The following is a 24,730-nucleotide window of genomic DNA, read 5'->3' on the forward strand; positions in this document are numbered from 1 at the left end:
ACATTAGATACACAGTTGAGTCTGTTTTGATTTCGTCGAACTCACGTTAATATAAGGTACTAATATACATATCTACACTGGAAAAGCTGGAGTTGAGAAATCCCCAAAACCAGTCTTTTCTATTTTATTAACGGTTCATCTCTACGTTCTACTCAATCATAATCCATTCCTAAGATATCATACGGACTGCTCGACTTTTACGTCGTTAAACAGTTACTAATCATTAAAATTACTGGATATGAAATTAGACGAAAACATTTTGAAGACCTGCCAAGGACTTGTAATGAACTGTAACTGCAAGGTTCTAATCCTTGATGTATTAGGTGAACATCGTGTATTCCTTGTGAATGACGTACACCTTAAAACTCGTGAATGTCGCTATAACGAAGTTCGTGATGCGCAAGACATCACTACTCTCGTATTGAATGTCGGTCACAATTTTGCTAATGGCATGACCGAGCAGACCTTACTTGAACGCACTCAATCTATCCACAAGGAGGATTTCAAGTTTGGAACGGACAATTATATGTGGATTACACGTGTGGATTTAAATAGATAAGGATATGGGAAAGAAAAATAAACATAAAGTTCGAGTAGAAATACTTCAAGCATTAGGAGCAAACAAACACTTTATTGAACCTAAATTGATTGTCAAAGATATGAAAGAGTTTAATAAAGTGTTTGCCAAGTTCATGTAAAGAATCAGCTTTTCTTTTCATGAATAGCTTTATTCAATTCGAATTTTGCATTACTAATTGCATCAAGAATGGCGTTTGTTGTATTAACCATTGAAGTAACAACAACTTTTGTCTGCAATACCCCTACAACAGAACCGCACTTAGCACATTGTACAAATGCAAATTCAAAATTGTCCTGCCCCTTTTTAATCTCTTTTGTTTGAATTTCAAATTGCGTACTATTACAATTTTGACATTTGGATTCAGCCATATTATTAATCTTTAAAATTCTTGTCCAAATATAGGGAATTTACTACATTTGCACAAGCCTTTCGGGGTTAAACATTGTTGGTAAATTAAAGGAAAGTGCCTTAATACTCGAAGAATCGCCAATTCAACAAAAGTACAAACGAGGCACAGAGGGCAACCTATATCAAGTGGGCTGCTCATCTGTGTGTTTGTACAAGCGTTTGGCGATGCTTTCGAGGATTACACAGGTGGCAGTCCACTTTCTTTGATATATAACGTAATTTCTCACTGGCTGTCTGAGGAAAACTCGAAAAATTCGCCATTATGAAAAAGTTCTTTGTTCTACCAATCATCGTAGCTATCATGGCTTTCGGATTACAATCATGTTCCAAGCCTGTACCCAACTCCATGTCTGAAATTGTCCTTGAGGCTGTAAGCGTCTATAAATCAGGTGGCGATTATTTAGACTATATTGAAAGCCTTGGAAAGAAATACAAATGTGATGATTATAAGGACTCTTTAAAGATAGATGTTGAGCCATATAGTAAAATTGCTTGCAAGATGTTTACCTCAAATGATGAAAAGGTTAAAATTCTACTAACAGGGATAGAGGACAGTGATTGGCGTGAATTTTCCTTTGTAATTTATCCTATCACTCCTACATCTGAAAATTATTCTGTGGACAAATGCTATAAAGAAATCAAAGAAAAAGCTAAGGAGTGCAATGTTTTCTACTATTCTCTATATCTTTATAAATATGAAGTCCCTAATTCTGTCGGAAAAATCAAAGTAGAAGATATTGAAACTCCTTTTTTCAAAGGACTTAGATTTTACAACAGAAAACAATAGTCCGACTTATTGTTTTATTATCCTATTAAATCTATTTAAGTCAGCCGGATTAAGTTCCGGCTTTTTTATTAGTCCGTTTTTAGGGTCTATAAGCAATGGCAATGCCTCTGCGAGTAACTTCTTAAAGCCTTGTTTAGTTTTCGCTTTAGACGATTTATAGAGGTGATTTATGACGGTAAACTTGTAACCTTTGCCAAGCCAATCCCAAGTGAATACATATTGCTGGGGAATATTATCAATAGACAGGTCATTGAAATATGTATCAATAATAAGTTGTACACCCTCTGTCCTTATGGCTACTGCTTCATTGAACATTTCAATATAGGGAACAATGATTGTTCCAAGTTTAAATTCTGTTGGTTCTTTTCTTCTTTTCATTTTAAGCCGCTGATTTTCTGATTTGCTTGTATGTATAACGTGTGTCAGCGCAGCAGAGGAAACAGTTAAATCGGTCTGAATTGCTGATGTCCCTCAGATTATACCTATACACGAACTCGTCAACGTATTTCTGCAAATACTTTTTAAGTAGAGTTCTATATGTTCCTTTAACCATACGCTTGAAATGCGTCCAAGCTCCCTCTATTCTGTTGGTTGTTATATGTTCATAGCTGTATAGTTTCTTACTGTGGTCAACGTAGAAACGGGTATAAGTAAATCCTATTTGATTGTAGGCATCATTCTCATCTGTATATATGATTGCATCGGGGTGTATGTATTCTTTAATGAATGCAGACAGGGTATCGGATTTTGTATCAGGTGTTACCCGTGCATTCATCAGATTTTCCCGTTGTATCATTCCAACGACAGGTGCTTTGTCCTTATGGGAGCGTCCTTGTGAATGAGGTACTTTCTTATCCCAATGACGATTTCCGTTTCTTCCGCCAACAAGAGTTTCGTCTATTTCAACAGCCTCTTCTAAGAAGTTCTCATTGGCGAGGCGCATTGCATGACGTATTTTATGCAACATATACCATGCTGTCTTTTGTGTGACCTCTATATCACTTGCAAGTTGGTAGGAGGAAAGACCTGTTTTATGATTGGTTACAAGCCAAATGGCAATAAACTATTTACGCAAACTTATCTTTGTCTTTTCAAACATCGTACCTGTGCGAACGGTAAAGTTCTTACCTGTATTCTTACAGCGATATTTGCCACTTTTCAGTTTATAAACTTTAGAGGTCTTGTCAAATGGTGAAACAGGTTTTCCGTGCCAATTAATGGCTTCAAGATGTTTGATACAGGCTTCTTCGGTAGGAAACAGTTCGTACAAAGCCATGAGGGATGATACATTAAGTTTGAACGGGTCTTTCATAAGGCTGTCCTCCAAATTTTAATGATGTTATAATTTACAAAGATTGATTGGTTCAGCAATGAGTTCATGGAGAAAATCTTGATGAATTCGATAATCTCTTGTGCATATAACGAAAAAGTTGAGGACGGAGTAGCTTGAATTTAAGTTAAAGATTGTGAAAAATACGTTTATTAAAAGGAGACACTCCAACGATGGGAAGTGCCTCCAGTGTAATTAGCGATATTAGTACCTAATATAATCTTTGCTCATACATACATCACGCATTCCTCTTATTTTTCTATCAAAAACTACTCTATCATCTGTAATGATATAGTTTTCTTCATTACCCCGATGCTCCCACTATAAGGTAAAAATCGTTTTGTCTCTCTTATATAAAGCTAAATACGGGAAATTAAAAGAAGAAAAGACAAATAATCCTTCCACTGGGTCATATGACTTGTAACTACCAATATGCTCTTTCTTTTCAGGTATCGGATAAACACCCCAAAAAGATTCCTGCCCATTTATTATTGTACGAAAATATGTATCCGAACCATCATCAGTAGATTCAATATACAAATCATGGTCCATTTTTTCCATCTTCATTTCTTTTTCTTTACCTGTCACTTCACAAAATGGTTCTTTACCACTTAACAAACTATCAATAGACAAGTAACCGACTGTCTTTCCATTAGCGTCTACTGCGAAAATTTGACGATTGACACAACATCTGTTAATCACAGGTGTAACAAATTCTTTAGGTCCCTCTCCTACCTTTCCCATTACCCCCAATTCTTCACCGGTTAATGAATTATGTATATGCAAGAAATAATCGCGCGCAAAGGGATCAGACCAAACCAAATAATTGTCGACCAAGAGCAAATCCCCAGGCTTCATCGTAAATATTTCATCATTCAGTACTTGCGATTGCAAGTTGATTCTTTGAATATCAGCATTTCTCAATTCACATGAACTAATCAAAAAAAGACAACGACAGCAATAGCAACAACGGCAATAACGCCTCTTATTTTATTTTTCATAACTAAAAATTTTTGATTAACATCTGTTTTTCTTCTACATATATCGTTTCAACAGAATAACAACTTGGATTCATAGACATACTTACAAATAGTGAAAAATATAATTTCACATATGAAAGTAGCAATAAACGATAAAATAATATTATATAAAACAGGAGTATTCTTTACTATCAAATTCACCCTATTTTATAGTAACTCCATTACAAACTATTTATTTCTTCAATGGAAAGTCCTGTTACCTGAGAAATTGTTTCAAATGGAATATTCAAAGATTTCATAGTATATGCAGTTGCCCGTTTTTCTGCCATACGCCCCTCAGCGAGCCCCTCTGCACGGCCCTCAGCACGTTCAGTATATATATTATCACGCAAAATCACAATATTATCCAAATGACGATAATAAGCATTCAACTCCTCTTTTGTCATCTTATCAAGTTTTAAACGTTGACGAGCCTCATCCAACCCCGGAGCGGTTGCGCTATCAGGAATATCACCCGTATTCATATAATAAATCCATTCCTCCAACGGACTCTTGGCCAATTGATTAAAATCATTCACCTTCAAAATATAATATTCGGGATAAAGTTGGCTGACACTATCGACCTTAAAAGTCTGCTTTTGGAAAGGAGTAAGTTCTAAAATATCCCCCTGATAGATTCCACGGAATTCGGTCTTACCATGATATACTATATCCCTGCCGTTACCCAAAGAGAAATAGACTATATTCACACTATAGACTTTCCTTACCTTCTCATACCCTTCACCACGATTGATATATTCGGTCACCAATTTGGAAGTGCCGAATAACATACGTTGAAAATACGCATACTCATTATTATTTTGAATCTCAATCAAAATAAGTTCACCTTTAGAGTTTTCCGCAAGCATATCCACACGATTATACTTGTCAAACTCGTCCTCCTGATTGCTTTCGCTCTCCAACAGTTTGCGAATGACTATCTTTTCATTCAAAAGAGTGGTCAGAAAACCCTCCAGTACTGAAAAATTGGCCTTGTTACGCAACAAGCGTTTCATCGCCCAATCGAAACGAATATAATTACCTGCCATAAGTCCGTCTCCTTTCTGCTTGTCTTTTTTCATGCGAACAAAGATAAGCAGAAAATGTTTAAAGTCAAGTATCTATCAATCAATTTATTATTTTTGCGCTTAGCAAAGTAAATTCCTGCGAATCGCAAATTACCCCGTTCTCGTCCGCCACTGCTACGCGAAACGTTATCTCACCGTCTCTCAATCTCTCACCTACATGAATTGAGGCTGTGTACCGGATACCTTCGCCCGAAAGAATTTCCTCTATCATCACCGAAGGAGAGATACCGATATGTTTCACCTTCCCGACAGTTTCTACGACAGGCACTACATTATAAACCGGATTTCGCCCTTCATTCATAATCTCAAAAATTATCTTACTGTTTTCTCCCGCATCAATCACATGATTGCGGTTATCATCAATAAAACGAATCCTGCGCAATTTCAGTTGGGTAAACGACTGTCGAACCTGTTGTGAAGACTGCTTATATTTGGGAATACGAATTTCGTGTACCTCGGGAATATAAGCATTATCTTCTATCGGCTCCTGTTTGGGAGCAGTCAGAGCGCTCCCGATTGCCGCACCGGCAATGGTTCCTACAATATTTCCAATGGCAGACCCATGATAACCACCACGCCAACCCCGATTTCTATCTCCGACAAGCCCACCTATCGAACTTCCCAAGCTACCACCAATAGAAGCTCCTGCCACGATAGCTCCCGGATTTCCCATACGCCCCGACACACATCCGCTCAAAATTAAAACGAAAAGCAACATTACAGTCAGTTGTTTCTTCATGAATCTTTCTTTAGTGTTATTCTTATTCTACTACCTTAAAACGAGCGAAACGCAATAATAGTTGTTTATCACCCGCATTTTTAAAACGAATGGTGGCTTTGGCATTGTCTCCCGTTCCTTCTATTTTCAGCACCTCTCCTAACCCGAAACGCTCATGTTCAATCATTTGCCCGACAAGTACTCCTGCCGTTGACACAGAACCGGAAGACGATGTATGAGTTTCTCCACTATTACTTATCGCACTTACCTTCTTCAAGTTTCTTGGCACACTGGGAGCTATAATCTGCGCCTTCGGTCGTTCACGCCGCTCTGAAGAAGAGGGATTTCCGAAAGGTGGATGTGACGAAGAAGCAGAACGGATAAATCCTCCTTCTATTTCTCTGCGGAAACGTCCCGCGCCTTCATCTACCAGACGACTGATTCCCGCCTCGTGCGGCATCCGTAAATAGTTAATATCAATATCCCGCAAAAAACGGCTGGGGCTTCCAAATTCCATCTTTCCGTAGCGAAAACGGGTTTTGGCATATGACAGATAACAATGTTCTTCCGCACGGGTAATGGCCACATAAAATAAGCGACGTTCTTCTTCCAACGCACGCGGAGAGTCTCCTACCATACCACTGGGGAACAGATTTTCTTCCAAACCGACCACAAACACATTTTTAAATTCCAATCCTTTAGCGGAATGAACTGTCATCAGAGTAATTTTCTCTCCATCATCTTCTTTATCCGAATCCTGATCGGTAAGTAATGAAATTTCAGAAAGGAAATCGGTAAGAGCAATATTCGGATTTCCTTCTTCCTGCCGCAAGGCACAGAAGTCGTTCATACCGTTTACCAATTCCTCTATATTTTCCTTGCGACTCAGATTCTCCGGAGAAGTATCTTGGCAAATTTCATTGATAATACCGGACTGACGGATAATATCCGTTCCTATCTCATAAGCATTCTTGCCTGCCAAATCAGTAATGAATCTTTCTATCAATTCACGGAAACCTTGAAGTTTGGTGTGCGTTCCTTTGTTTATATTCAGTCCATAGGTCAACGGCTCACAAAGTGCGTTCCACAGGCTGACTCCATGATCATTTGCTGCCGATATTATTTTACCAACGGTAGTATCTCCGATACCACGGGCAGGATAATTGATGATACGTTTGAAGGCTTCTTCGTCGTTCGGGTTCACTACCAAACGGAAATAGGCAACAACGTCTTTTATCTCTTTTCGCTGATAAAAAGAAAGTCCACCGTAAATCTTATAAGGCATTGTACGCTTCCGAAGAGCCTCTTCAAAGATACGGCTTTGCGTATTCGTACGGTACAGGATAGCAAAATCCGCATAACCGTAGGAATGTTCACGACGCAATTCGGCTATTTTATTTACAATGATATCACCCTCTTCCACATCACTATATGCTTGAAATACGCCAATAGCTTCCCCTTTCTCTTTCTCGGAAAACACTGCTTTTCGTATCTGTCGCTCATTCTTTTCAATCAGGCTATTGGCTGCCCAGACAATGGTTTGGGTAGAACGATAATTCTGTTCCAGTTTGAAAACTTTCGTATTTGGATAGATTTTTGTAAAATAGAGGATGTTGTCAATATCCGCTCCACGAAAAGAATAGATACTTTGTGCATCATCTCCCACCACACAAACTCGCTGATTCTCCTTGGTCAATTGCAGAACGATACTATGTTGGGCATAGTTGGTATCCTGATACTCGTCGACCAATACATAACGGAACTGCTCCCGATAACGTGTGAGCACATCTGGAAAATCACGGAATAGAAGATACGTATATATCAATAAGTCGTCAAAGTCCATAGCTCCTGCCTGACGACATCTCTCCCAATAACGGGTGTAAATATCACGGATAGCGGGCATCTTGACTGCCATATCTCCTTCATACGCTTCCTTATTGGCAGCATATCCCGCAGGAGTGACCAAATGATTTTTGGCGTTGGATATACGGGCTTGTACGACTCCCGGTTTATAGGTCTTTTCATCAAGTCCCATTTCTTTGATGATGGAACGAAGCAGACTTTTACTGTCGGCAGTATCATAAATGGTAAATTGGGAAGTAAATCCGATATATTGTGCCTCGGCACGGAGAATACGGGAGAAAATGGAATGGAATGTCCCCATCCACAAATAACGCGCCCGCTCCATACCTACCTGACGGGCAATACGCTCCTTCATCTCTCGCGCCGCCTTATTGGTAAAGGTCAGTGCCAAAATATTCCACGGATTATAGTTGTTCTCCAGCAGATAAGCGATTTTATAAGTCAACACGCGCGTTTTTCCCGAACCGGCACCGGCTATTACCAATGAAGGGCCGTCGTTGTAAGTCACTGCCGCACACTGGTTCTCGTTCAATTCCTCGATATATTTGGTATTCATAAACAGCATTATAAAAACAATGAGTTTTTCAGCAAACTCTCTGTATTCAATTTTGTTTTCAATACAAAAGTATAACATTCAATCGAGAATAAAGATTTTTTTTATCAGTTTTTTGGCGTCAAGTCCAATCGTTTCGTATTAGTCGAAAAGGTTCTTTTTGAAGAAAATCCCCAAAAGGCTTAAACTACCATGAACATTTTGCAACAGGCTTCTGTTATTTAGAGTATAACAAGAATAATAAAACTTGTAACATTATGAATACTATATTAATGTCTTTAATTATGATGACAATGACTTACGAAATGCCTAAACTTCCCTACGCAAACAATGCGTTGGAACCTGTAATCAGTCAGCAAACAATAGACTTCCATTACGGAAAACATCTGCAAACGTATGTAAATAATCTGAACAATCTCGTTCTGGGAACAAAGTATGAAGGTAAAACGGTAGAAGAAATCGTTGCTACCGCACCGGACGGAGCTATATTCAATAACGCCGGACAAGTGTTAAATCACAACTTATATTTCCTACAATTTGCCCCGAAACCTGCCCAAAAAGAACCGACAGGCAAACTGGGAGAAGCTATCAAACGTGATTTTGGAAACTTTGAAAACTTCAAGAAGGAATTCAATGCGGCAGCAGTAGGATTATTCGGTTCGGGATGGGCGTGGCTCTCCGTCGACAAGAACGGTAAACTGCATATCACCAAAGAAGGAAACGGCAGCAATCCTGTACGTGCCGGACTGAAACCGCTTCTCGGATTCGATGTGTGGGAACACTCCTATTACTTAGATTACCAAAACCGCCGTGCAGACCATATAAATTCCCTTTGGGACATCATCGACTGGAATGTGGTTGAAAAAAGGATGTAGCCGGATTCACTAACTTAACTAAACTATACTGACGAAAAGGTCGTTGTGAAAATCACAACGGCCTTTTTGTCTAAGAAGGAAAGAGAAAACAACCTCCAAAAGACCGAATAAAAAACTTTTGCTAAAAATTACACGTTTTTTGATGTTTTCTGTTTCTTTTTCGCTTACTTTGCCATCGTAAAGACAAAGGGGTGCCCCTATGAGGGGCTGAGATTATACCCTAAGAACCTGACGCAGTTAGTACTGCCGTAGGGATTGTGTTTCTTCCTATCGCCTTTCTATAAAAGCACGCTCTTTGTATTTACTTTCAACTTATTTATTCTGACAAGACAATGAAAGTACAAGTAAACAACAAAGAGGTGGAAATAATTGCTGACTCTACCCTCGCACAACTGATAGCGCAACTCGAACTTCCGGTTCAAGGCATTGCCATCGCCGTAAACAACCTATTGATTTCCCGTACCGAATGGGAATATTTCACACTACATGAGAACGACAACATAGTGATTATCAAAGCGGCTTGCGGAGGATAACGGAATGGTCAACCTACAATTCATCACTCATCAAACCGAACGTTATTCCTACCTCGAATCGGCACGTATGGCTCTCGAAGGCGGATGCAAATGGATTCAACTACGAATGAAGGAAGCTACTCTCGAAGAAGTGGAAACAGTGGCTCTGCAACTGAAAACGCTTTGCAAAGAGCACGAAGCTACTTTGATTCTTGATGACCATGTCGAACTGGTAAAGAAACTGGAAGTGGACGGTGTGCATTTGGGCAAACAAGATATGCCTGTCGACCAGGCACGGCAGATGCTCGGAGAAGCCTTTATCATCGGAGGGACAGCAAATACATTTGAAGATGTTATGCTGCATTACCATGCCGGAGCAGATTATCTCGGTATCGGTCCTTTCCGGTTTACTACTACCAAAAAAAAACTGAGCCCCGTATTGGGTCTGGAAGGATATACTTCTATCCTATCGCAAATGCGGGAAAAGAATATCAAACTGCCTGTAGTGGCCATCGGCGGAATTACCGTTGAGGATATTCCCGTAATTCTCCGTACAGGAGTGAATGGGATTGCCATATCCGGCACAATTCTCCAGGCGGAGAATCCAACAAAAGAGACACGTAGAATCATCAATTCATCTTCAAAAAATATATAAAATGGGAAAATTAGTAATTGCAGGCCGCGAGTTTAACTCCCGCCTTTTCTTGGGAACAGGAAAATTCGATTCCAATGAAGCAATGGAACAGTCTATCTTAGCTTCTGGCACAGAGATGGTTACCGTCGCCATGAAGCGCATCGATATGGACAATAAAGAGGACGATATGCTGAAACATATTATTCATCCGGACATCCAGTTATTACCCAATACTTCGGGCGTACGTGATGCGGAAGAAGCTGTATTCGCTGCACAACTTGCCCGTGAGGCTTTTGGAACGAACTGGCTAAAATTAGAAATCCATCCTGATCCCCGTTATTTACTTCCCGACTCTATCGAGACTCTGAAAGCTACGGAAGAGTTAGTAAAATTAGGTTTTGTCGTAATGCCTTACTGTCAAGCTGACCCTGTACTTTGCAAACGCTTAGAGGAAGCAGGAGCCGCCACTGTCATGCCACTCGGTGCACCGATTGGTACAAACAAAGGTCTGCAAACCAAAGAATTTCTGCAAATCATAATCGAACAAGCGGGTATTCCTGTCGTAGTGGACGCCGGTATCGGTGCACCCAGCCATGCTGCCGAAGCGATGGAGTTAGGAGCTTCCGCCGTGTTGGTGAATACAGCAATTGCCGTTGCCGGAAATCCGGTAGAGATGGCAAAGGCTTTCAAAGCAGCCACTGAAGCCGGCAGACAGGCTTACGAAGCAGGGTTAGGATTACAAGCCGATAATTTTATAGCCGAAGCAAGCTCACCGCTAACCGCCTTTCTGGATAAATGATGATGAATGAGCAGTCAACTACTAAAACAACAATCATGAAACAAAGAATCAAATTCCCCCGCTCCCAAAAAGTATATTTACTCGGCAAACTCTTTCCGGATATCCGCGTAGCCATGCGGAAAGTGGAACAAGTGCCCAGTGTCGGTTTTGATGGCGGTGAAAAGATAGCGATACCGAATCCCGAAATATATGTATATGACACCAGCGGGCCGTTCAGCGACACGGAAATGACCATCGACCTGAAAAAAGGATTGCCGCGAATGCGCGAAGCATGGATTGTGGGGCGAGGCGATGTGGAACAACTTCCCGAAATCACTTCCGAATACGGGCGTATGAGACGGGATGACAAAAGTCTCGACCACCTGCGTTTTGAACATATCGCCCTACCCTACCGTGCAAAAAAAGGAGAAACCATCACGCAAATGGCCTATGCAAAAAGAGGTATCATAACTCCCGAAATGGAATACGTAGCCATCCGCGAGAATATGAATTGTGAGGAATTGGGAATCAAGACACATATCACCCCCGAATTTGTCCGCAAGGAGATAGCCGAAGGACGTGCCGTACTACCCGCCAACATCAATCATCCGGAAGCCGAACCGATGATTATCGGACGTAACTTCTTAGTAAAAATCAATACGAACATCGGCAACTCGGCTACCACGTCGAGTATTGACGAAGAGGTAGAGAAAGCTCTGTGGAGCTGTAAATGGGGCGGCGACACTTTGATGGATCTCTCTACAGGAGAGAATATCCACGAGACACGCGAATGGATTATCCGGAACTGCCCCGTTCCGGTCGGTACGGTTCCCATCTATCAGGCACTCGAAAAGGTAAACGGCGTGGTGGAAGACCTGACCTGGGAAATCTACCGGGATACCTTGATTGAACAATGCGAACAGGGAGTGGATTATTTTACCATCCATGCAGGTATCCGCCGCCACAATGTGCATCTTGCCGACAAGCGGTTGTGCGGTATCGTCAGTCGTGGAGGAAGTATCATGAGCAAATGGTGCCTGGTTCACGACCGGGAAAGTTTCTTGTATGAACACTTTGACGATATTTGCGATATTTTGGCAGAATATGATGTAGCGGTATCTTTGGGTGACGGCCTGCGTCCGGGCTCCATCTACGATGCCAACGATGAGGCTCAATTTGCCGAGTTGGACACAATGGGCGAACTCGTACTCCGTGCCTGGGAGAAGAATGTGCAGGCCTTTATTGAGGGACCCGGTCATGTGCCGATGCACAAAATCAAAGAGAATATGGAACGTCAGATTGAGAAATGCCACGATGCACCATTCTACACGCTCGGCCCGTTGGTGACGGATATTGCTCCGGGATACGACCATATCACTTCCGCCATCGGTGCGGCACAGATAGGTTGGCTGGGTACAGCCATGCTTTGTTATGTAACACCCAAAGAGCATCTTGCCTTGCCGGACAAAGAGGATGTACGTGTAGGAGTTATCACCTACAAAATAGCCGCCCATGCCGCCGACCTTGCCAAAGGACATCCGGGTGCACAAGTACGCGATAATGCACTGAGCAAAGCACGTTATGAATTCCGTTGGAAAGACCAGTTCGACCTGTCGCTCGACCCGGAACGGGCACAAGCATATTTCCGTGCAGGACATCACATCGACGGTGAATACTGTACGATGTGCGGACCTAACTTTTGTGCAATGCGACTATCACGCGATTTAAAAAAACGATAAATCACTCAAAAATTATCACTAACAAAATGTTCTCAGACGAATTAGAAAAAATCTCTTGGGAAGAGACGACAAAAGCCATCTATTCCAAAACAGATGCCGACGTACGCCGTGCGCTAAGTAAGAAAGAGCATTTGGATGTCAACGACTTTATGGCGCTGATTTCACCCGCCGCCACTCCTTATCTGGAAGTGATGGCACATCTCAGCCAAAAATACACGATGGAACGGTTCGGCAAAACAATCTCCATGTTTGTCCCGCTCTATCTGACCAATTCATGTACTAACTCCTGTGTCTATTGCGGCTTCCACATCAGCAATCCGATGAAGAGGACGATACTGACAGAGGAAGAGATTATCAATGAATACAAAGCCATCAAGCGGTTGGCTCCTTTTGAGAATCTCCTGCTCGTGACGGGTGAGAACCCTGCGGCAGCCGGAGTTCCGTATATCGCCCGTGCGCTGGATTTGGCAAAGCCTTATTTCAGCAATCTACAAATTGAGGTAATGCCGCTTAAAGCGGAAGAGTATAAGGAACTGACAAAACATGGACTGAACGGTGTAATCTGTTTCCAGGAAACTTACAACAAGGCAAACTACAAGACGTATCATCCAAGAGGCATGAAGTCTAAATTTGAATGGCGAGTCAACGGTTTTGACCGCATGGGACAGGCAGGTGTACATAAGATTGGCATGGGTGTCCTTATCGGTCTGGAAGAATGGCGGACAGATGTAACGATGATGGCATATCATCTGCGCTATCTGCAAAAACATTATTGGAAAACCAAATACAGCGTAAACTTCCCACGTATGCGCCCGTCGGAAAATGGAGGTTTCCAGCCGAACGTTATCATGAACGACCATGAACTGGCGCAACTGACATTCGCCATGCGTATCTTCGACCATGATGTGGACATCTCCTATTCTACCCGTGAAAGCGCAGAAATCCGGAATAACATGGCAACACTGGGCGTAACAACCATGAGTGCGGAAAGTAAGACAGAACCGGGGGGATATTACAGTTATCCCCAGACATTGGAGCAGTTCCATGTCAGCGATGAACGGAAAGCGGTTGAAGTGGAACGTGATTTGAAGAAGTTGGGGCGTGAACCGATTTGGAAGGATTGGGACCAGTCTTTCGATTTTAAAAGATAAGCGGATGCGATACGACAGGCAAATAATTCTTCCCGAAATCGGAGAGGAAGGTCAGAGAAAACTGCAGAAAGCAAAAGTTCTTATTGTAGGTGTGGGAGGGCTGGGCTCTCCCATCGCCCTTTACCTGGCGGCTGCCGGTGTGGGGTACATCGGACTGGTAGATGATGACGTGGTAAGTATCAGTAATCTGCAGCGGCAAGTGCTTTATTCCGAGAAAGAGTTGGGCAAGCCTAAGGCAGTTTGCGCAGCGGAACGGCTCTCTGCCCTCAACAGTGAAATCAAGGTAGCACATTACCCTACCCGACTGACAGAAAATAATGCCCGTGACATTATCCGGGAATATGACATGGTTGTGGATGGCTGCGACAACTTCACCACACGTTACCTGATTAATGATATTTGTATCGAGCAGGGAAAGCCGTACATATATGGTGCTATCTGTGGTTTCGAAGGACAAGTTTCAGTATTCAATTACGGCAGCCGGAAGAAAAGCTACCGTGACCTTTATCCTGACGAAGAGGAAATGAAACGGATGCCGCCACCCCCTAAAGGGGTGATGGGAATAACTCCCGCCGTCGTAGGAAGCATTGAAGCTACGGAAGTCCTGAAAATAATTTGTGGTTTTGGCAACGTTTTAGCGGGTGAACTATGGACTATTGACTTGCGGACATTGCAATCTAACAAATTTTCACTATAAACATTGGTTTGTGATATAGTTAATTGCTAACTTTGCTAAACAATCCAAGTTAACAAAGGAAATGAAATTAATTGTAGTCACTACCCCCACTTTCTTCGTTGAAGAAGATAAAATTATTACCGCTCTTTTCGAAGAGGGTCTGGATATTCTACATCTTAGGAAACCGGAAACTCCGGCTATGTATTCAGAACGATTACTGACACTTATCCCGGAAAAATATCACCGTCGCATTGTCACACACGAGCACTTTTACCTGAAAGAGGAATTCAACCTGATGGGAATCCATCTGAATGCACGTAACCCGAAAGAGCCGCATGACTATGCGGGACACGTCAGTTGCTCCTGTCACTCTGTCGAAGAAGTAAAAAATAAAAAGCATTTCTATGATTATGTTTTCATGAGTCCTATCTATGACAGTATCTCTAAAGTGAACCACTATTCCACATATACTGCCGAAGAATTGCGTGAGGCCCAGAAAGCTAAAATCATTGATTCTAAAGTAATGGCATTGGGCGGTATCAATCAAGATAACCTACTTGAAATCAAAGATTTCGGTTTTTGCGGAGCTGCCGTACTGGGTGACCTTTGGAATAAATTTGATGCTTGCTCGGACCAGAATTACCTAGCTGTGATTGAACATTTCAAGAAGTTGAAGAAGTTGTCGGATTAAAGAGAAAAACTTATATTTATTAATCTTATTCACTCAATAATAAAAAAGCCGTTGCGAATCATCCTCTGCAACGGCTTTCTTTTTTCTATAGATATTTACCAGAATTTATATCCCACACTGATTGCAAAATTCATATTTTTGCCACCACCGGTTTGTAATTTAGTCAATCCGAACTGTCCGTCCAGCCCAACAATAAATTTATTATATTCCAATGCCACTCCAACACCTAAACCAAAATCAAAACGATTCAGTCCTTTCGCTCCTGACAAGTCTTCACCAGTTTCATCTTCAAGATCTTTAATAGAAACATCAGTACTTTGTCCATTATATTCAAGAGTTACTTTGTCTATATCTCCAAAAGTATTAAACTTTACCTTAGCTTCATCTCCCTGCATTTTAACAGTAGCCTTCGTTTTACCACCTACACCATAAGCCAAATAGGGACCTGCACTAACAACCAAATTTGTATTATCAGCCACATTAAAACGAGCAGCAGCCATTACAGGTAATTCCAGATACATTTGATTCACAGTCACTTTAGCACTAGCTCCCATAAATTCTCCACTATCAACTTTTGTTCCTTTAGTAGAAAAGAACAAAGAAGGCTGCAATGACCACATATCATTGAATGCATACTCTGTTCCAACCCCAACTCTGAAACCAACTTTCGCTTTCATGTCATCCGTTGTCCAGTTACTGACATTCATACCAACCTTGGCATTCCAACCTGTAATCTAAGAAAAACCTGTTACTGAAATCAGTGCAAATAAAACAAATAATACACTCTTCTTCATAATTTTAAAGTTTTAAATTAATACTCAAGGATTTTATTTTCCTTATTGCTTACGATATGCAAATGTATAATTGCAATTCGTATTAAACAACTTTTTCGTTAACAAATGCGTAAATTATAGAGTTTATACATAAAAAAAGGGAATTCCCTATTCTAGAGAACTCCCTTTCCTATTTCTTGTTCGTTTTTTATCAGAATTCGTAGTGAAAGCCAAAAGACAAGTCTTCGCTACCAAATGAAAATCCGTAACCGTTAGTGCCATAAACATAATCATCCCTATATCCTAGAAAACCACATTTAGTCACCAGACTGAAATGGTCGTTCAATTTTATAGCAAGTCCCGGTTTAATACCTAATTCAAAACCGCCTTCAGAATCTCCTTTCCATTTTACAGAGGAAACTCCGATACCACCGTCTAAAAACAGACGTACCACTTTATTTTCATAATAAGAGTAGCGAACGTAAGGAGCAAAACTGAAAGCATTTTTAAAGCCAACTGTCTCTTCGCTGTTATGTGCAAATCCCAATGTAGCTCCGACTGCCCATTGCTCACTCAAATTATATCCAAGCTCCGGCTCTATCAAAAAAGAAGTATTATCAGCATCATCATTATGCCACAATGCAACATTACCACCTACATAGAACTGAGCTTTAGCAGACAATGCTACCATTACCACAAAAAACAAAATTACAATCTTTTTCATTTTATCGTTGTTTTTAATTAAACACTACGGGGTGACTCCCCGAAATACCTTATTTTCCGGGGTGCAAAAGTATAACCCTTTTCTTGATAAAACAACTTTTTAGTTAGTTTTTCATAAAATACACAGTTTTAGTTTACATAAAAAAAATAGACTGCAAATACCTTTACAAGTATTTACAGCCTATTTATCAGATAGTTAAGTACCTAACCAGTGTATTCAACTATCCCTCAATAGCAGCCTGTGCCGCCGCCAGTCTTGCGATAGGTACGCGGAATGGAGAACAACTAACGTAGTTTAATCCTACTCTGTGGCAGAACTTCACTGAAGAAGGTTCGCCACCATGTTCACCGCAAATACCACATTTCAAATCCGGACGGATAGCACGGCCTTTTTCTGTTGCCATACGAACCAATTGTCCCACACCATTCTGATCGAGCACCTGGAATGGGTCTACTTTCAAAATCTTCTTTTCCAGATAAACAGGAAGGAAGGAAGCAATATCGTCACGAGAGTAACCGAAGGTCATCTGCGTCAAGTCATTTGTACCGAATGAGAAGAATTCAGCAGAAGAAGCAATACGATCGGCTGTCAAAGCTGCGCGCGGGATTTCAATCATTGTACCTACTTTGAAGTCAATGCTGTCTCCCAGTTCTTCGAACAACTTCGCTGCCTCTGTACGAATCACGTTTTCCTGTTCCTTGAATTCATACAAGATACCAGTCAGCGGAACCATAATTTCCGGATGAGTCTCCACTCCTTCTTTCTTCAATTCCAATGCAGCACCCAAGATAGCGCGTGTCTGCATCTGAGTAATTTCAGGATATGTATTTCCCAGACGGCAACCACGGTGACCCAACATCGGGTTGTGTTCACACAATGATTCTACACGTTGCTGGATATACTGCAAACTTACGCCCATAGTATCCGCCATTTCCTGTTGTCCTTTCAAATCATGAGGAACGAACTCATGCAAAGGAGGATCGAGCAGACGTACAGTCACTGGACAGCCCGCCATTGCCTTAAAGATACCCTTGAAGTCAGCCTGCTGATACGGCAGAATCTTAGCCAACGCCTTACGACGTCCTTCGGCATCTTCTGCCAAAATCATTTCACGCATTGCCTTAATCTTTTCGCCTTCAAAGAACATATGTTCCGTACGGCAAAGACCGATACCCACCGCACCGAAGTTACGTGCTACTTCCGCATCATGAGGAGTATCTGCATTGGTACGCACTTGCAGACGGGTATATTTGTCCGCCAACTTCATCAGTTCAGCAAAGTCACCAGAAAGTTCAGCAGCTTTTGTTTCTACCTTGCCGTTGTATACAACACCTGTACTTCCGTTCAAAGAGATGTAGTCACCCTCTTTCAGCACCACACCATCAATTTCTACCGTACGTGCCTTATAGTCGATATTCAACGCACCTGCACCCGATACACAGCATTTACCCATACCACGGGCTACTACGGCAGCATGAGAAGTCATACCGCCACGGGCAGTAAGAATACCTTCGGCAACAGCCATACCTGCCAAGTCTTCGGGAGATGTTTCAATACGAACCATCACCACGCGTTTGCCAGCAGCACGCCATTCAGCAGCATCTTCTGCAAAGAATACAATCTGACCAGTAGCCGCACCCGGAGAAGCTGGAAGACCGCGAGTCAGGATTTTTGCATTTTTCAGAGCATCCTTGTCAAATACGGGGTGGAGCAATTCGTCCAGTTTATTTGGTTCAACACGTGTCAAGGCAGTTTTTTCGTCAATCATACCCTGACGGAGCAAATCCATAGCAATCTTCACCATAGCTGCGCCTGTACGCTTACCGTTACGTGTCTGGAGGAACCAAAGTTTACCTTCCTGTACGGTGAACTCCATGTCCTGCATATCTTTATAGTGATTTTCCAGTTTCGTCTGAAGTGCATCCAGTTCTTTGTAGATTTCCGGCATAGCCTCTTCCATTGAAGGATATTTTGCAACACGTTCTTCTTCGCCTACACCTGCCAATTGTGCCCAACGTTGAGAACCGATTTTGGTAATCTGCTGCGGCGTACGAATACCAGCCACAACGTCCTCACCTTGTGCGTTAATCAAGTACTCGCCATTGAAAAGGTCTTCGCCTGTAGCAGCATCGCGTGAGAAGCAAACACCGGTTGCGGAAGTATCTCCCATATTACCGAATACCATTGCCTGTACATTGACGGCTGTTCCCCATTCATCGGGAATTCCTTCCATCTTACGATAAAGGATAGCACGTTCGTTCATCCATGAATCGAATACAGCACAGATAGCCCCCCAAAGTTGTTCGTATGCACAAGTCGGAAAATCTTTTCCCGTCTGTTCTTTTACGGCAACTTTAAATTTCTTCACGAGTTCTTTCAAGTCTTCCACTTCCAACTCGTTATCGAGTTTCACACCTTTTGCCTCTTTCACCTCTTCGATGATAGCTTCAAACGGATCAATATCTTCCTTATTAGTAGGTTTCATTCCCAAAACCACATCACCATACATTTGCACAAAACGACGGTAAGAGTCCCATGCAAAACGTGCATTACCGGTCTTACGGATAATACCTTCCACTACTTCATCGTTCAGCCCCAGGTTCAGAATCGTATCCATCATACCCGGCATAGACGCGCGCGCACCAGAACGTACAGACACCAATAAAGGATTTTCAATGTCACCGAATTTAGATTTCATCAAACCCTCTACATGAGCGATGGCTTTAACGACTTCATCTTTCAGCAACTCAACCACTTTATCACGTCCCAACGTGTTATATTCCGTACATACGTCTGTAGTTATTGTAAATCCGGGAGGAACTGGAATTCCAATTAAATTCATTTCGGCAAGGTTGGCACCTTTACCACCTAACAAATTCTTCATGTCGGCCTTACCTTCTGCCTGGCCATTTCCAAAAGTATAAACTCTTTTTCTATCCATAATATTGTGTTTAAAGTTACATTATGACTTTTTTCTGCTCGCAAATCTAAGTATATTTCGCAAATCAGAAAACTTTTTGAGAAAAAACTTTCTATCAAAATGCAATTTCGACATTACAATCCGGATTATTTCTACAGACACGAAAGTTTTCCCAAAAAAAATACTTACTTTTGCAAAGTAATTATTAGAATGGTGTAAAAGTGGCAAGAAAGAAAAAAGAACTTCCCTTATTGGAGAAGGTAACAATCATGGATGTGGCTGCCGAAGGAAAAGCCATCGCAAAAGTAAACGACCTGGTGATTTTTGTACCCTACGTGGTGCCGGGTGATGTCGTCGACCTTCAAATCAAGCGTAAGAAAAATAAATATGCCGAAGCAGAAGCGGTGAAGTTTCACGAACTCTCTCCCAACCGAGCCGTGCCTTTCTGCCAGCACTACGGCGTATGCGGCGGCTGCAAATGGCAGGTGCTCCCCTACTCGGAACAAATCAGATACAAGCAGAAGCAGGTGGAAGATAACTTGAGACGTATCGGAAAAATCGAACTTCCCGAAATTTCTCCGATTCTCGGCTCTGTCAAAACCGAGTGGTACAGAAATAAATTAGAATTCACGTTCTCCAACAAACGTTGGCTCACCAATGAAGAGGTTCGTCAGGATGTGAAGTATGACCAGATGAATGCCGTCGGTTTTCATATTCCGGGAGCGTTCGACAAAGTACTGGCTATTGAGAAATGCTGGTTGCAGGATGACATATCCAACCGTATCCGCAACGCCATACGTGACTATGCTTACGAACATAATTACCCGTTCATCAATCTGCGTACACAGGAAGGTATGCTCCGCAATATGATTGTACGCACTTCGTCAACAGGCGAACTGATGGTAATCGTGATTTGCCGGATTACGGAAGAGCACGAAATGGCACTATTCAAGCAACTGCTCCAGTTCATTGCCGATTCCTTCCCAGAAATTACCTCCCTACTATACATTATTAATAATAAATGTAACGATACCATCAACGATTTGGACGTACACGTATTCAAAGGCAAAGATCATATCTTTGAAGAAATGGAAGGACTGCGCTTCAAGGTTGGTCCGAAATCGTTCTACCAAACCAATTCGGAGCAAGCCTACAACCTTTATAAAATAGCCCGCAATTTTGCCGGCCTGACCGGTAGTGAGTTAGTGTATGACCTCTACACGGGAACGGGTACGATTGCAAACTTCGTATCGCGCCAGGCCCGCCAGGTGATTGGCATCGAGTATGTGCCGGAAGCCATTGAAGATGCGAAGGTGAATGCGGAAATCAACAATATAAAGAACGCCTTGTTCTATGCCGGCGACATGAAGGATATGCTGACTCAGGAATTCATCAATCAGCATGGACGTCCGGATGTTATCATCACAGACCCTCCGCGTGCAGGTATGCATCAGGATGTGGTTGATGTCATTTTGTTCGCCGAACCGAAACGGATTGTTTACGTAAGTTGCAACCCTGCCACTCAAGCCCGCGATTTGCAATTGCTGGATGGTAAATACAAAGTAAAGGCAGTGCAGCCGGTAGATATGTTCCCCCATACTCATCATGTGGAGAATGTGGTATTGTTAGAACTTAGATAAAAGAAAAAGAGAAATGGGAAAAAGACCGATGAAGACGCCTGCAGAGAGAATACGCGCCCAATATACGAACTACATCGTCAGAGAACCTATGGAGCTTATGGATTTCCTGGCTGCCAAAATGCCGGATGCAAGCCGCACAAAGCTGAAATCCTTGTTAAGCAAACGGGTGGTATTCGTCGACAATGTAATTACCACACAATTCAACTTCCCTCTGCAACCGGGGATGAAGGTGCAAATCAGCAAGCAGAAAGGAAAGAAAGAATTTAGTAACAAATTGCTGAAAATTGTGTATGAGGACGCTTATATCATTGTTGTCGAAAAGATGCAAGGACTTTTATCCGTCAGCACGGAACGTCAGAAAGAGCGTACCGCTCATACGATACTGAATGAATATGTAAAACGTTCCGGACGTCAGTTCCGTGTATTCGTGGTTCACCGCCTGGACAGAGACACTTCCGGCCTGATGATGTTTGCCAAAGACGAGAAAACCCAACGGACCCTACGCGACTACTGGCACGAAATAGTGACAGACCGCAGATACGTCGCGGTAGTGAAAGGAATCATGGAGAAGGATTATGATACGATAGTATCTTGGTTGACCGATAAGACCTTGTATGTAAGCTCCAGCGAATATGACGACGGTGGTTCGAAATCAATCACGCATTACCGGACTATCAAACGTGCGAACGGATACTCCCTTATGGAACTCGATTTGGAAACAGGGCGTAAAAATCAAATCCGTGTACATATGCAGGATTTGGGACATCCGATTATCGGCGACGGAAGATATGGCGGAGAGGACTATTCAAATCCCATCGGACGATTGGCACTCCACGCTTTCAAACTCTGTTTTTATCATCCGGTAACGGGAGATTTGATGGAGTTTGAGACACCTTATCCGGCAGATTTCAAGAAGCTGTTTTTGAAGAAATAAGGCTAAAATCTTATGAAATAGAAAGCGGTGCTTTACAAGACTAAAGCACCGCTTTCTATTTCATAAAACATCTTGTTTCCTAACCCCTATTTACTGCATCTTTAACTCAATGTAATCAATATATACCCCATCAAGATATAAGTCTCCCAGCAAATAACGACCTCTAACACTTACCCCTCTTATTTCACGCACCGCATAATGAGGACCGTAATCAAGGTATAATATCCCATAATCCACCCACCAACGGAAAGGTAAGTCACCAGCAGGTACACCGTCATAATCATAAATCTGATAATCAATCCCCAAACCATGCTCATCCAAGCGAATACCGCTTTCTATCGGGTCGTCATCATCTCCAAACCACAAGTCACCGACCCAAGTACGTCCCATCAAATCATTATAAATACTATCATCATCCTCACACGAAGTAAAGCCGACCAACAAAGTCAGCATCATTAAGATACCTGCATATCTCTTAATCTTTTTCATAATCTTCCAGTTTATTGCGTTTATAAATACAAATTTAGCGTTTTTATTTTACTATCTGTTCCAAGCCACAAGTTTTTTGTACCTTTGCGGCGCAATTAAAAAAAACTCACATGAAACTCCTTTGGCTTGATTTGAATAGCTCATATGCCCATTCCTCGCTGGCACTTCCTGCTCTCCATGCTCAAATAGCAGACGATACTACTATTGAATGGTGCGTAGTCTCTGCCACAATCAACGAAAACACCGGCAGCGTTGTCAATCAAATCTATCGCCAGCGTCCGGATATCATTGCCGCTACCAACTGGCTATTCAATCACGAGCAACTATTACACATTGTTTCACGTGCAAAAGCATTATTACCTCATTGTTGCATCATACTCGGCGGTCCCGAGTTTTTGGGAAACAACGAGGAATTCCTATATAAGAACAAATATGTAAGCGGAGTGTTTCGCGGAGAAGGCGAAGAAGTATTCCCTTTGTGGCTAAAAGTATGGAATCATCCTAAAGAAGAGTGGAAACCGATAACTGGACTCTGTTATGTAGATGAAAACAACCAATATCAGGACAACGGTATTGCCCGTGTCATGAATTTCGCACAACTCATATCTCCCGAGAAGAGCCGCTTCTTCAACTGGAGCAAGCCCTTTGTCCAACTTGAGACAACACGCGGCTGTTTCAACACTTGCGCCTTTTGTGTCAGCGGTGGCGAAAAGCCTGTACGCACCATTCCGTTGGAAACCATCCGCGAGCGTCTGAATGACATCCACCGACATGGAATCAAGAATGTACGTGTCCTCGACCGTACATTCAATTACAACAATAAACGGGCAAAAGAATTGCTCGACCTATTCCGTAACTATCCGGACATCTGTTTCCATCTGGAGATTCATCCGGCTCTCCTATCCGAAGTATTAAAACAGGAATTATCCACTCTTCCGAAAGGCTTATTGCATTTGGAAGCTGGAATCCAAAGTTTAAAAGAGCCTGTTCTGCAACAAAGTCGACGCATCGGAAGACTATCCGACGCGCTCGAAGGATTAAAATATCTATGCTCCCTCAAAAATATGGAGACACACGCCGACTTGATAGCAGGACTCCCACTCTATCATTTGTCAGAGATATTCGAAGATGTCCGCACTTTGGCGGAATATGGCGCAGGGGAAATCCAATTGGAATCCCTAAAGCTGCTTCCCGGCACGGAAATGCGTAGACGAGCGGAAGAATTGGGTATCCAATACTCACCGCTTCCACCCTATGAAGTACTGCAAACCCGTGAAATCACAGTAGACGAACTGCAAACAGCACATTATCTGTCCCGTATGTTAGACGGATTCTACAATACACCTACCTGGCAAAAGATTACCCGGACACTAATTTTGGAGAATCCTTCTTTCTTACATGAATTCCTTAACCATTTGGTGCAAAAAGATGTCATCGACACTCCTTTAAGTCTGGAAAGAAGAGGACTTATCCTATATGATTTCTGCAAAAATCATTATCCGAAGTATTTGACGCAAGTCAGCATCGCATGGATAGAAGCAGGTATGTCATTGAAAAAGACTCCGGCAGAAAAGGTGAAAACCAAGAGACAAGTACCTCCCGAAAACTGGGAAGTAGTATATGGCTTGTACCGTGAGAGTCTACGATTGTGCTTTCTTCCTACTACCGAAGAAGGGCAATATGGCTACTGGTTCGGTTTTGAATCGGAGATTCAGAAGATACAACCAGTATTTAAAGCTATCACTTAATACTGGATAAGTCTCCAAACGAGCAAACTGTTGTTTTCATATGAATACCTGTTGGTTGAATTAAATTAGTGAATATTTTATCTGTCCAATCGGACGGTGA

Annotated in this window: 24 protein-coding genes, 1 pseudogene and 1 riboswitch; of the genes and pseudogenes, 14 read left to right on the forward strand and 11 right to left on the reverse strand. The window is 42.1% G+C overall.

The features are described from left to right. Positions 1 to 238 precede the first annotated feature (238 nt). The gene (locus tag QZ331_RS11420; protein ID WP_294630330.1) at positions 239 to 559 is read left to right on the forward strand and encodes a hypothetical protein; all 321 of its coding nucleotides are present in this window, start codon (positions 239 to 241) and stop codon (positions 557 to 559) included. A gap of 4 nt (positions 560 to 563) precedes the next feature. After that, a complete protein-coding gene (locus tag QZ331_RS11425; RefSeq protein ID WP_294630331.1) occupies positions 564 to 698 on the forward strand; it encodes a hypothetical protein in 135 nt (44 codons plus the stop codon). Positions 699 to 702: 4 nt separating this feature from the next. On the opposite strand, the gene QZ331_RS11430 is transcribed toward QZ331_RS11425, so the two are convergent. Beyond that, on the reverse strand, positions 703 to 948 hold the full coding sequence (locus QZ331_RS11430; RefSeq protein ID WP_294630333.1) for a hypothetical protein: 246 nt from the start codon (positions 946 to 948) through the stop codon (positions 703 to 705). 302 nt (positions 949 to 1,250) lie between these two features. On the opposite strand from QZ331_RS11430, the gene QZ331_RS11435 reads away from it, so the two are divergent. After that, positions 1,251 to 1,775: a hypothetical protein gene (locus QZ331_RS11435; RefSeq protein ID WP_294630335.1), complete on the forward strand. Its 525-nt coding sequence runs from the start codon at positions 1,251 to 1,253 to the stop codon at positions 1,773 to 1,775. A gap of 6 nt (positions 1,776 to 1,781) precedes the next feature. Here QZ331_RS11435 and QZ331_RS11440 read toward each other — a convergent pair whose 3' ends face one another. From QZ331_RS11440 to QZ331_RS11470, 6 genes and pseudogenes are all read right to left on the reverse strand, one after another. After that, complete coding sequence (locus QZ331_RS11440) at positions 1,782 to 2,153, reverse strand: hypothetical protein (RefSeq protein ID WP_294630337.1); 372 nt, start codon at positions 2,151 to 2,153, stop codon at positions 1,782 to 1,784. Position 2,154: 1 nt separating this feature from the next. After that, a pseudogene (locus QZ331_RS11445) lies at positions 2,155 to 3,087 on the reverse strand (IS1595 family transposase). A gap of 339 nt (positions 3,088 to 3,426) precedes the next feature. Further along, on the reverse strand, positions 3,427 to 4,029 hold the full coding sequence (locus QZ331_RS11455) for a hypothetical protein (protein WP_294630341.1): 603 nt from the start codon (positions 4,027 to 4,029) through the stop codon (positions 3,427 to 3,429). A 277-nt stretch (positions 4,030 to 4,306) separates the two neighbouring features. After that, complete coding sequence (locus tag QZ331_RS11460) at positions 4,307 to 5,206, reverse strand: Rpn family recombination-promoting nuclease/putative transposase (RefSeq protein WP_294630343.1); 900 nt, start codon at positions 5,204 to 5,206, stop codon at positions 4,307 to 4,309. A 46-nt stretch (positions 5,207 to 5,252) separates the two neighbouring features. Next, positions 5,253 to 5,951 carry a glycine zipper family protein gene (locus QZ331_RS11465; RefSeq protein ID WP_294630345.1) on the reverse strand — a complete coding sequence of 233 codons (699 nt, stop codon included), beginning with the start codon at positions 5,949 to 5,951 and terminating at the stop codon, positions 5,253 to 5,255. Between the two features lie 22 nt (positions 5,952 to 5,973). Next, positions 5,974 to 8,349: a UvrD-helicase domain-containing protein gene (locus tag QZ331_RS11470; protein ID WP_294630347.1), complete on the reverse strand. Its 2,376-nt coding sequence runs from the start codon at positions 8,347 to 8,349 to the stop codon at positions 5,974 to 5,976. A 254-nt stretch (positions 8,350 to 8,603) separates the two neighbouring features. Here QZ331_RS11470 and QZ331_RS11475 point away from each other — a divergent pair, with 254 nt between their 5' ends. The 8 genes from QZ331_RS11475 (at position 8,604) to QZ331_RS11510 (ending at position 15,402) form a co-directional block, all read left to right on the forward strand. Further along, on the forward strand, positions 8,604 to 9,221 hold the full coding sequence (locus QZ331_RS11475; RefSeq protein WP_294630349.1) for a superoxide dismutase: 618 nt from the start codon (positions 8,604 to 8,606) through the stop codon (positions 9,219 to 9,221). Positions 9,222 to 9,398: 177 nt separating this feature from the next. Continuing rightward, a riboswitch (TPP riboswitch) is annotated at positions 9,399 to 9,493 on the forward strand. Positions 9,494 to 9,553: 60 nt separating this feature from the next. Then, positions 9,554 to 9,754, forward strand: coding sequence for a sulfur carrier protein ThiS (thiS, locus tag QZ331_RS11480; RefSeq protein WP_294630351.1), 201 nt, complete (start codon positions 9,554 to 9,556; stop codon positions 9,752 to 9,754). Between the two features lie 4 nt (positions 9,755 to 9,758). Beyond that, the gene (locus tag QZ331_RS11485; protein WP_294630353.1) at positions 9,759 to 10,388 is read left to right on the forward strand and encodes a thiamine phosphate synthase; all 630 of its coding nucleotides are present in this window, start codon (positions 9,759 to 9,761) and stop codon (positions 10,386 to 10,388) included. 1 nt (position 10,389) lies between these two features. Next, on the forward strand, positions 10,390 to 11,166 hold the full coding sequence (locus QZ331_RS11490; protein WP_294630355.1) for a thiazole synthase: 777 nt from the start codon (positions 10,390 to 10,392) through the stop codon (positions 11,164 to 11,166). Positions 11,167 to 11,201: 35 nt separating this feature from the next. Beyond that, positions 11,202 to 12,884: a phosphomethylpyrimidine synthase ThiC gene (gene thiC / locus QZ331_RS11495; protein ID WP_294630357.1), complete on the forward strand. Its 1,683-nt coding sequence runs from the start codon at positions 11,202 to 11,204 to the stop codon at positions 12,882 to 12,884. Positions 12,885 to 12,910: 26 nt separating this feature from the next. After that, positions 12,911 to 14,035, forward strand: a complete 1,125-nt coding sequence (thiH, locus tag QZ331_RS11500) for a 2-iminoacetate synthase ThiH (RefSeq protein WP_024988336.1) — start codon at positions 12,911 to 12,913, stop codon at positions 14,033 to 14,035. Positions 14,036 to 14,039: 4 nt separating this feature from the next. After that, on the forward strand, positions 14,040 to 14,732 hold the full coding sequence (locus QZ331_RS11505) for a HesA/MoeB/ThiF family protein (protein ID WP_294630359.1): 693 nt from the start codon (positions 14,040 to 14,042) through the stop codon (positions 14,730 to 14,732). Positions 14,733 to 14,793: 61 nt separating this feature from the next. Beyond that, entirely contained in the window at positions 14,794 to 15,402 is a 609-nt protein-coding gene (locus QZ331_RS11510; protein ID WP_294630361.1) for a thiamine phosphate synthase, read from the forward strand. Positions 15,403 to 15,497: 95 nt separating this feature from the next. Here QZ331_RS11510 and QZ331_RS11515 read toward each other — a convergent pair whose 3' ends face one another. From QZ331_RS11515 to ppdK, 3 genes are all read right to left on the reverse strand, one after another. Beyond that, positions 15,498 to 16,136: a porin family protein gene (locus tag QZ331_RS11515; RefSeq protein WP_294630373.1), complete on the reverse strand. Its 639-nt coding sequence runs from the start codon at positions 16,134 to 16,136 to the stop codon at positions 15,498 to 15,500. Positions 16,137 to 16,386: 250 nt separating this feature from the next. Beyond that, positions 16,387 to 16,899, reverse strand: a complete 513-nt coding sequence (locus tag QZ331_RS11520; protein WP_175629178.1) for an outer membrane beta-barrel protein — start codon at positions 16,897 to 16,899, stop codon at positions 16,387 to 16,389. A gap of 220 nt (positions 16,900 to 17,119) precedes the next feature. Continuing rightward, on the reverse strand, positions 17,120 to 19,840 hold the full coding sequence (gene ppdK / locus QZ331_RS11525; RefSeq protein WP_294630363.1) for a pyruvate, phosphate dikinase: 2,721 nt from the start codon (positions 19,838 to 19,840) through the stop codon (positions 17,120 to 17,122). A gap of 254 nt (positions 19,841 to 20,094) precedes the next feature. Here ppdK and rlmD point away from each other — a divergent pair, with 254 nt between their 5' ends. Further along, positions 20,095 to 21,459, forward strand: a complete 1,365-nt coding sequence (gene rlmD / locus QZ331_RS11530; RefSeq protein WP_294630374.1) for a 23S rRNA (uracil(1939)-C(5))-methyltransferase RlmD — start codon at positions 20,095 to 20,097, stop codon at positions 21,457 to 21,459. Between the two features lie 13 nt (positions 21,460 to 21,472). Beyond that, positions 21,473 to 22,393: an RluA family pseudouridine synthase gene (locus tag QZ331_RS11535; protein ID WP_294630365.1), complete on the forward strand. Its 921-nt coding sequence runs from the start codon at positions 21,473 to 21,475 to the stop codon at positions 22,391 to 22,393. Positions 22,394 to 22,483: 90 nt separating this feature from the next. Here the strand turns inward: QZ331_RS11535 and QZ331_RS11540 are convergent, their stop codons facing one another. Beyond that, on the reverse strand, positions 22,484 to 22,882 hold the full coding sequence (locus tag QZ331_RS11540; RefSeq protein WP_294630367.1) for a hypothetical protein: 399 nt from the start codon (positions 22,880 to 22,882) through the stop codon (positions 22,484 to 22,486). Between the two features lie 110 nt (positions 22,883 to 22,992). Between QZ331_RS11540 and QZ331_RS11545 the strand changes: the two genes are divergently transcribed. After that, positions 22,993 to 24,630, forward strand: coding sequence for a DUF4080 domain-containing protein (locus QZ331_RS11545; RefSeq protein ID WP_294630369.1), 1,638 nt, complete (start codon positions 22,993 to 22,995; stop codon positions 24,628 to 24,630). Positions 24,631 to 24,730: the final 100 nt, after the last annotated feature.

It is taken from the genome of uncultured Bacteroides sp. (assembly GCF_910586915.1).
Taxonomy (GTDB): domain Bacteria; phylum Bacteroidota; class Bacteroidia; order Bacteroidales; family Bacteroidaceae; genus Bacteroides.

Coding starts and splice junctions, on each gene's coding strand:
- QZ331_RS11475 (WP_294630349.1), top strand. CDS start 8,604: ATGAATACTATATTAATGTCTTTAATTATGATGACAATGACTTACGAA.
- QZ331_RS11505 (WP_294630359.1), top strand. CDS start 14,040: ATGCGATACGACAGGCAAATAATTCTTCCCGAAATCGGAGAGGAAGGT.
- QZ331_RS11460 (WP_294630343.1), bottom strand. CDS start 5,206: ATGAAAAAAGACAAGCAGAAAGGAGACGGACTTATGGCAGGTAATTAT.
- QZ331_RS11440 (WP_294630337.1), bottom strand. CDS start 2,153: ATGAAAAGAAGAAAAGAACCAACAGAATTTAAACTTGGAACAATCATT.
- QZ331_RS11490 (WP_294630355.1), top strand. CDS start 10,390: ATGGGAAAATTAGTAATTGCAGGCCGCGAGTTTAACTCCCGCCTTTTC.
- QZ331_RS11465 (WP_294630345.1), bottom strand. CDS start 5,951: ATGAAGAAACAACTGACTGTAATGTTGCTTTTCGTTTTAATTTTGAGC.
- QZ331_RS11470 (WP_294630347.1), bottom strand. CDS start 8,349: ATGAATACCAAATATATCGAGGAATTGAACGAGAACCAGTGTGCGGCA.
- QZ331_RS11485 (WP_294630353.1), top strand. CDS start 9,759: ATGGTCAACCTACAATTCATCACTCATCAAACCGAACGTTATTCCTAC.
- thiC (WP_294630357.1), top strand. CDS start 11,202: ATGAAACAAAGAATCAAATTCCCCCGCTCCCAAAAAGTATATTTACTC.
- QZ331_RS11430 (WP_294630333.1), bottom strand. CDS start 948: ATGGCTGAATCCAAATGTCAAAATTGTAATAGTACGCAATTTGAAATT.
- QZ331_RS11420 (WP_294630330.1), top strand. CDS start 239: ATGAAATTAGACGAAAACATTTTGAAGACCTGCCAAGGACTTGTAATG.
- thiH (WP_024988336.1), top strand. CDS start 12,911: ATGTTCTCAGACGAATTAGAAAAAATCTCTTGGGAAGAGACGACAAAA.
- QZ331_RS11425 (WP_294630331.1), top strand. CDS start 564: ATGGGAAAGAAAAATAAACATAAAGTTCGAGTAGAAATACTTCAAGCA.
- QZ331_RS11545 (WP_294630369.1), top strand. CDS start 22,993: ATGAAACTCCTTTGGCTTGATTTGAATAGCTCATATGCCCATTCCTCG.
- ppdK (WP_294630363.1), bottom strand. CDS start 19,840: ATGGATAGAAAAAGAGTTTATACTTTTGGAAATGGCCAGGCAGAAGGT.
- QZ331_RS11540 (WP_294630367.1), bottom strand. CDS start 22,882: ATGAAAAAGATTAAGAGATATGCAGGTATCTTAATGATGCTGACTTTG.
- QZ331_RS11510 (WP_294630361.1), top strand. CDS start 14,794: ATGAAATTAATTGTAGTCACTACCCCCACTTTCTTCGTTGAAGAAGAT.
- thiS (WP_294630351.1), top strand. CDS start 9,554: ATGAAAGTACAAGTAAACAACAAAGAGGTGGAAATAATTGCTGACTCT.
- QZ331_RS11535 (WP_294630365.1), top strand. CDS start 21,473: ATGGGAAAAAGACCGATGAAGACGCCTGCAGAGAGAATACGCGCCCAA.
- QZ331_RS11520 (WP_175629178.1), bottom strand. CDS start 16,899: ATGAAAAAGATTGTAATTTTGTTTTTTGTGGTAATGGTAGCATTGTCT.
- QZ331_RS11435 (WP_294630335.1), top strand. CDS start 1,251: ATGAAAAAGTTCTTTGTTCTACCAATCATCGTAGCTATCATGGCTTTC.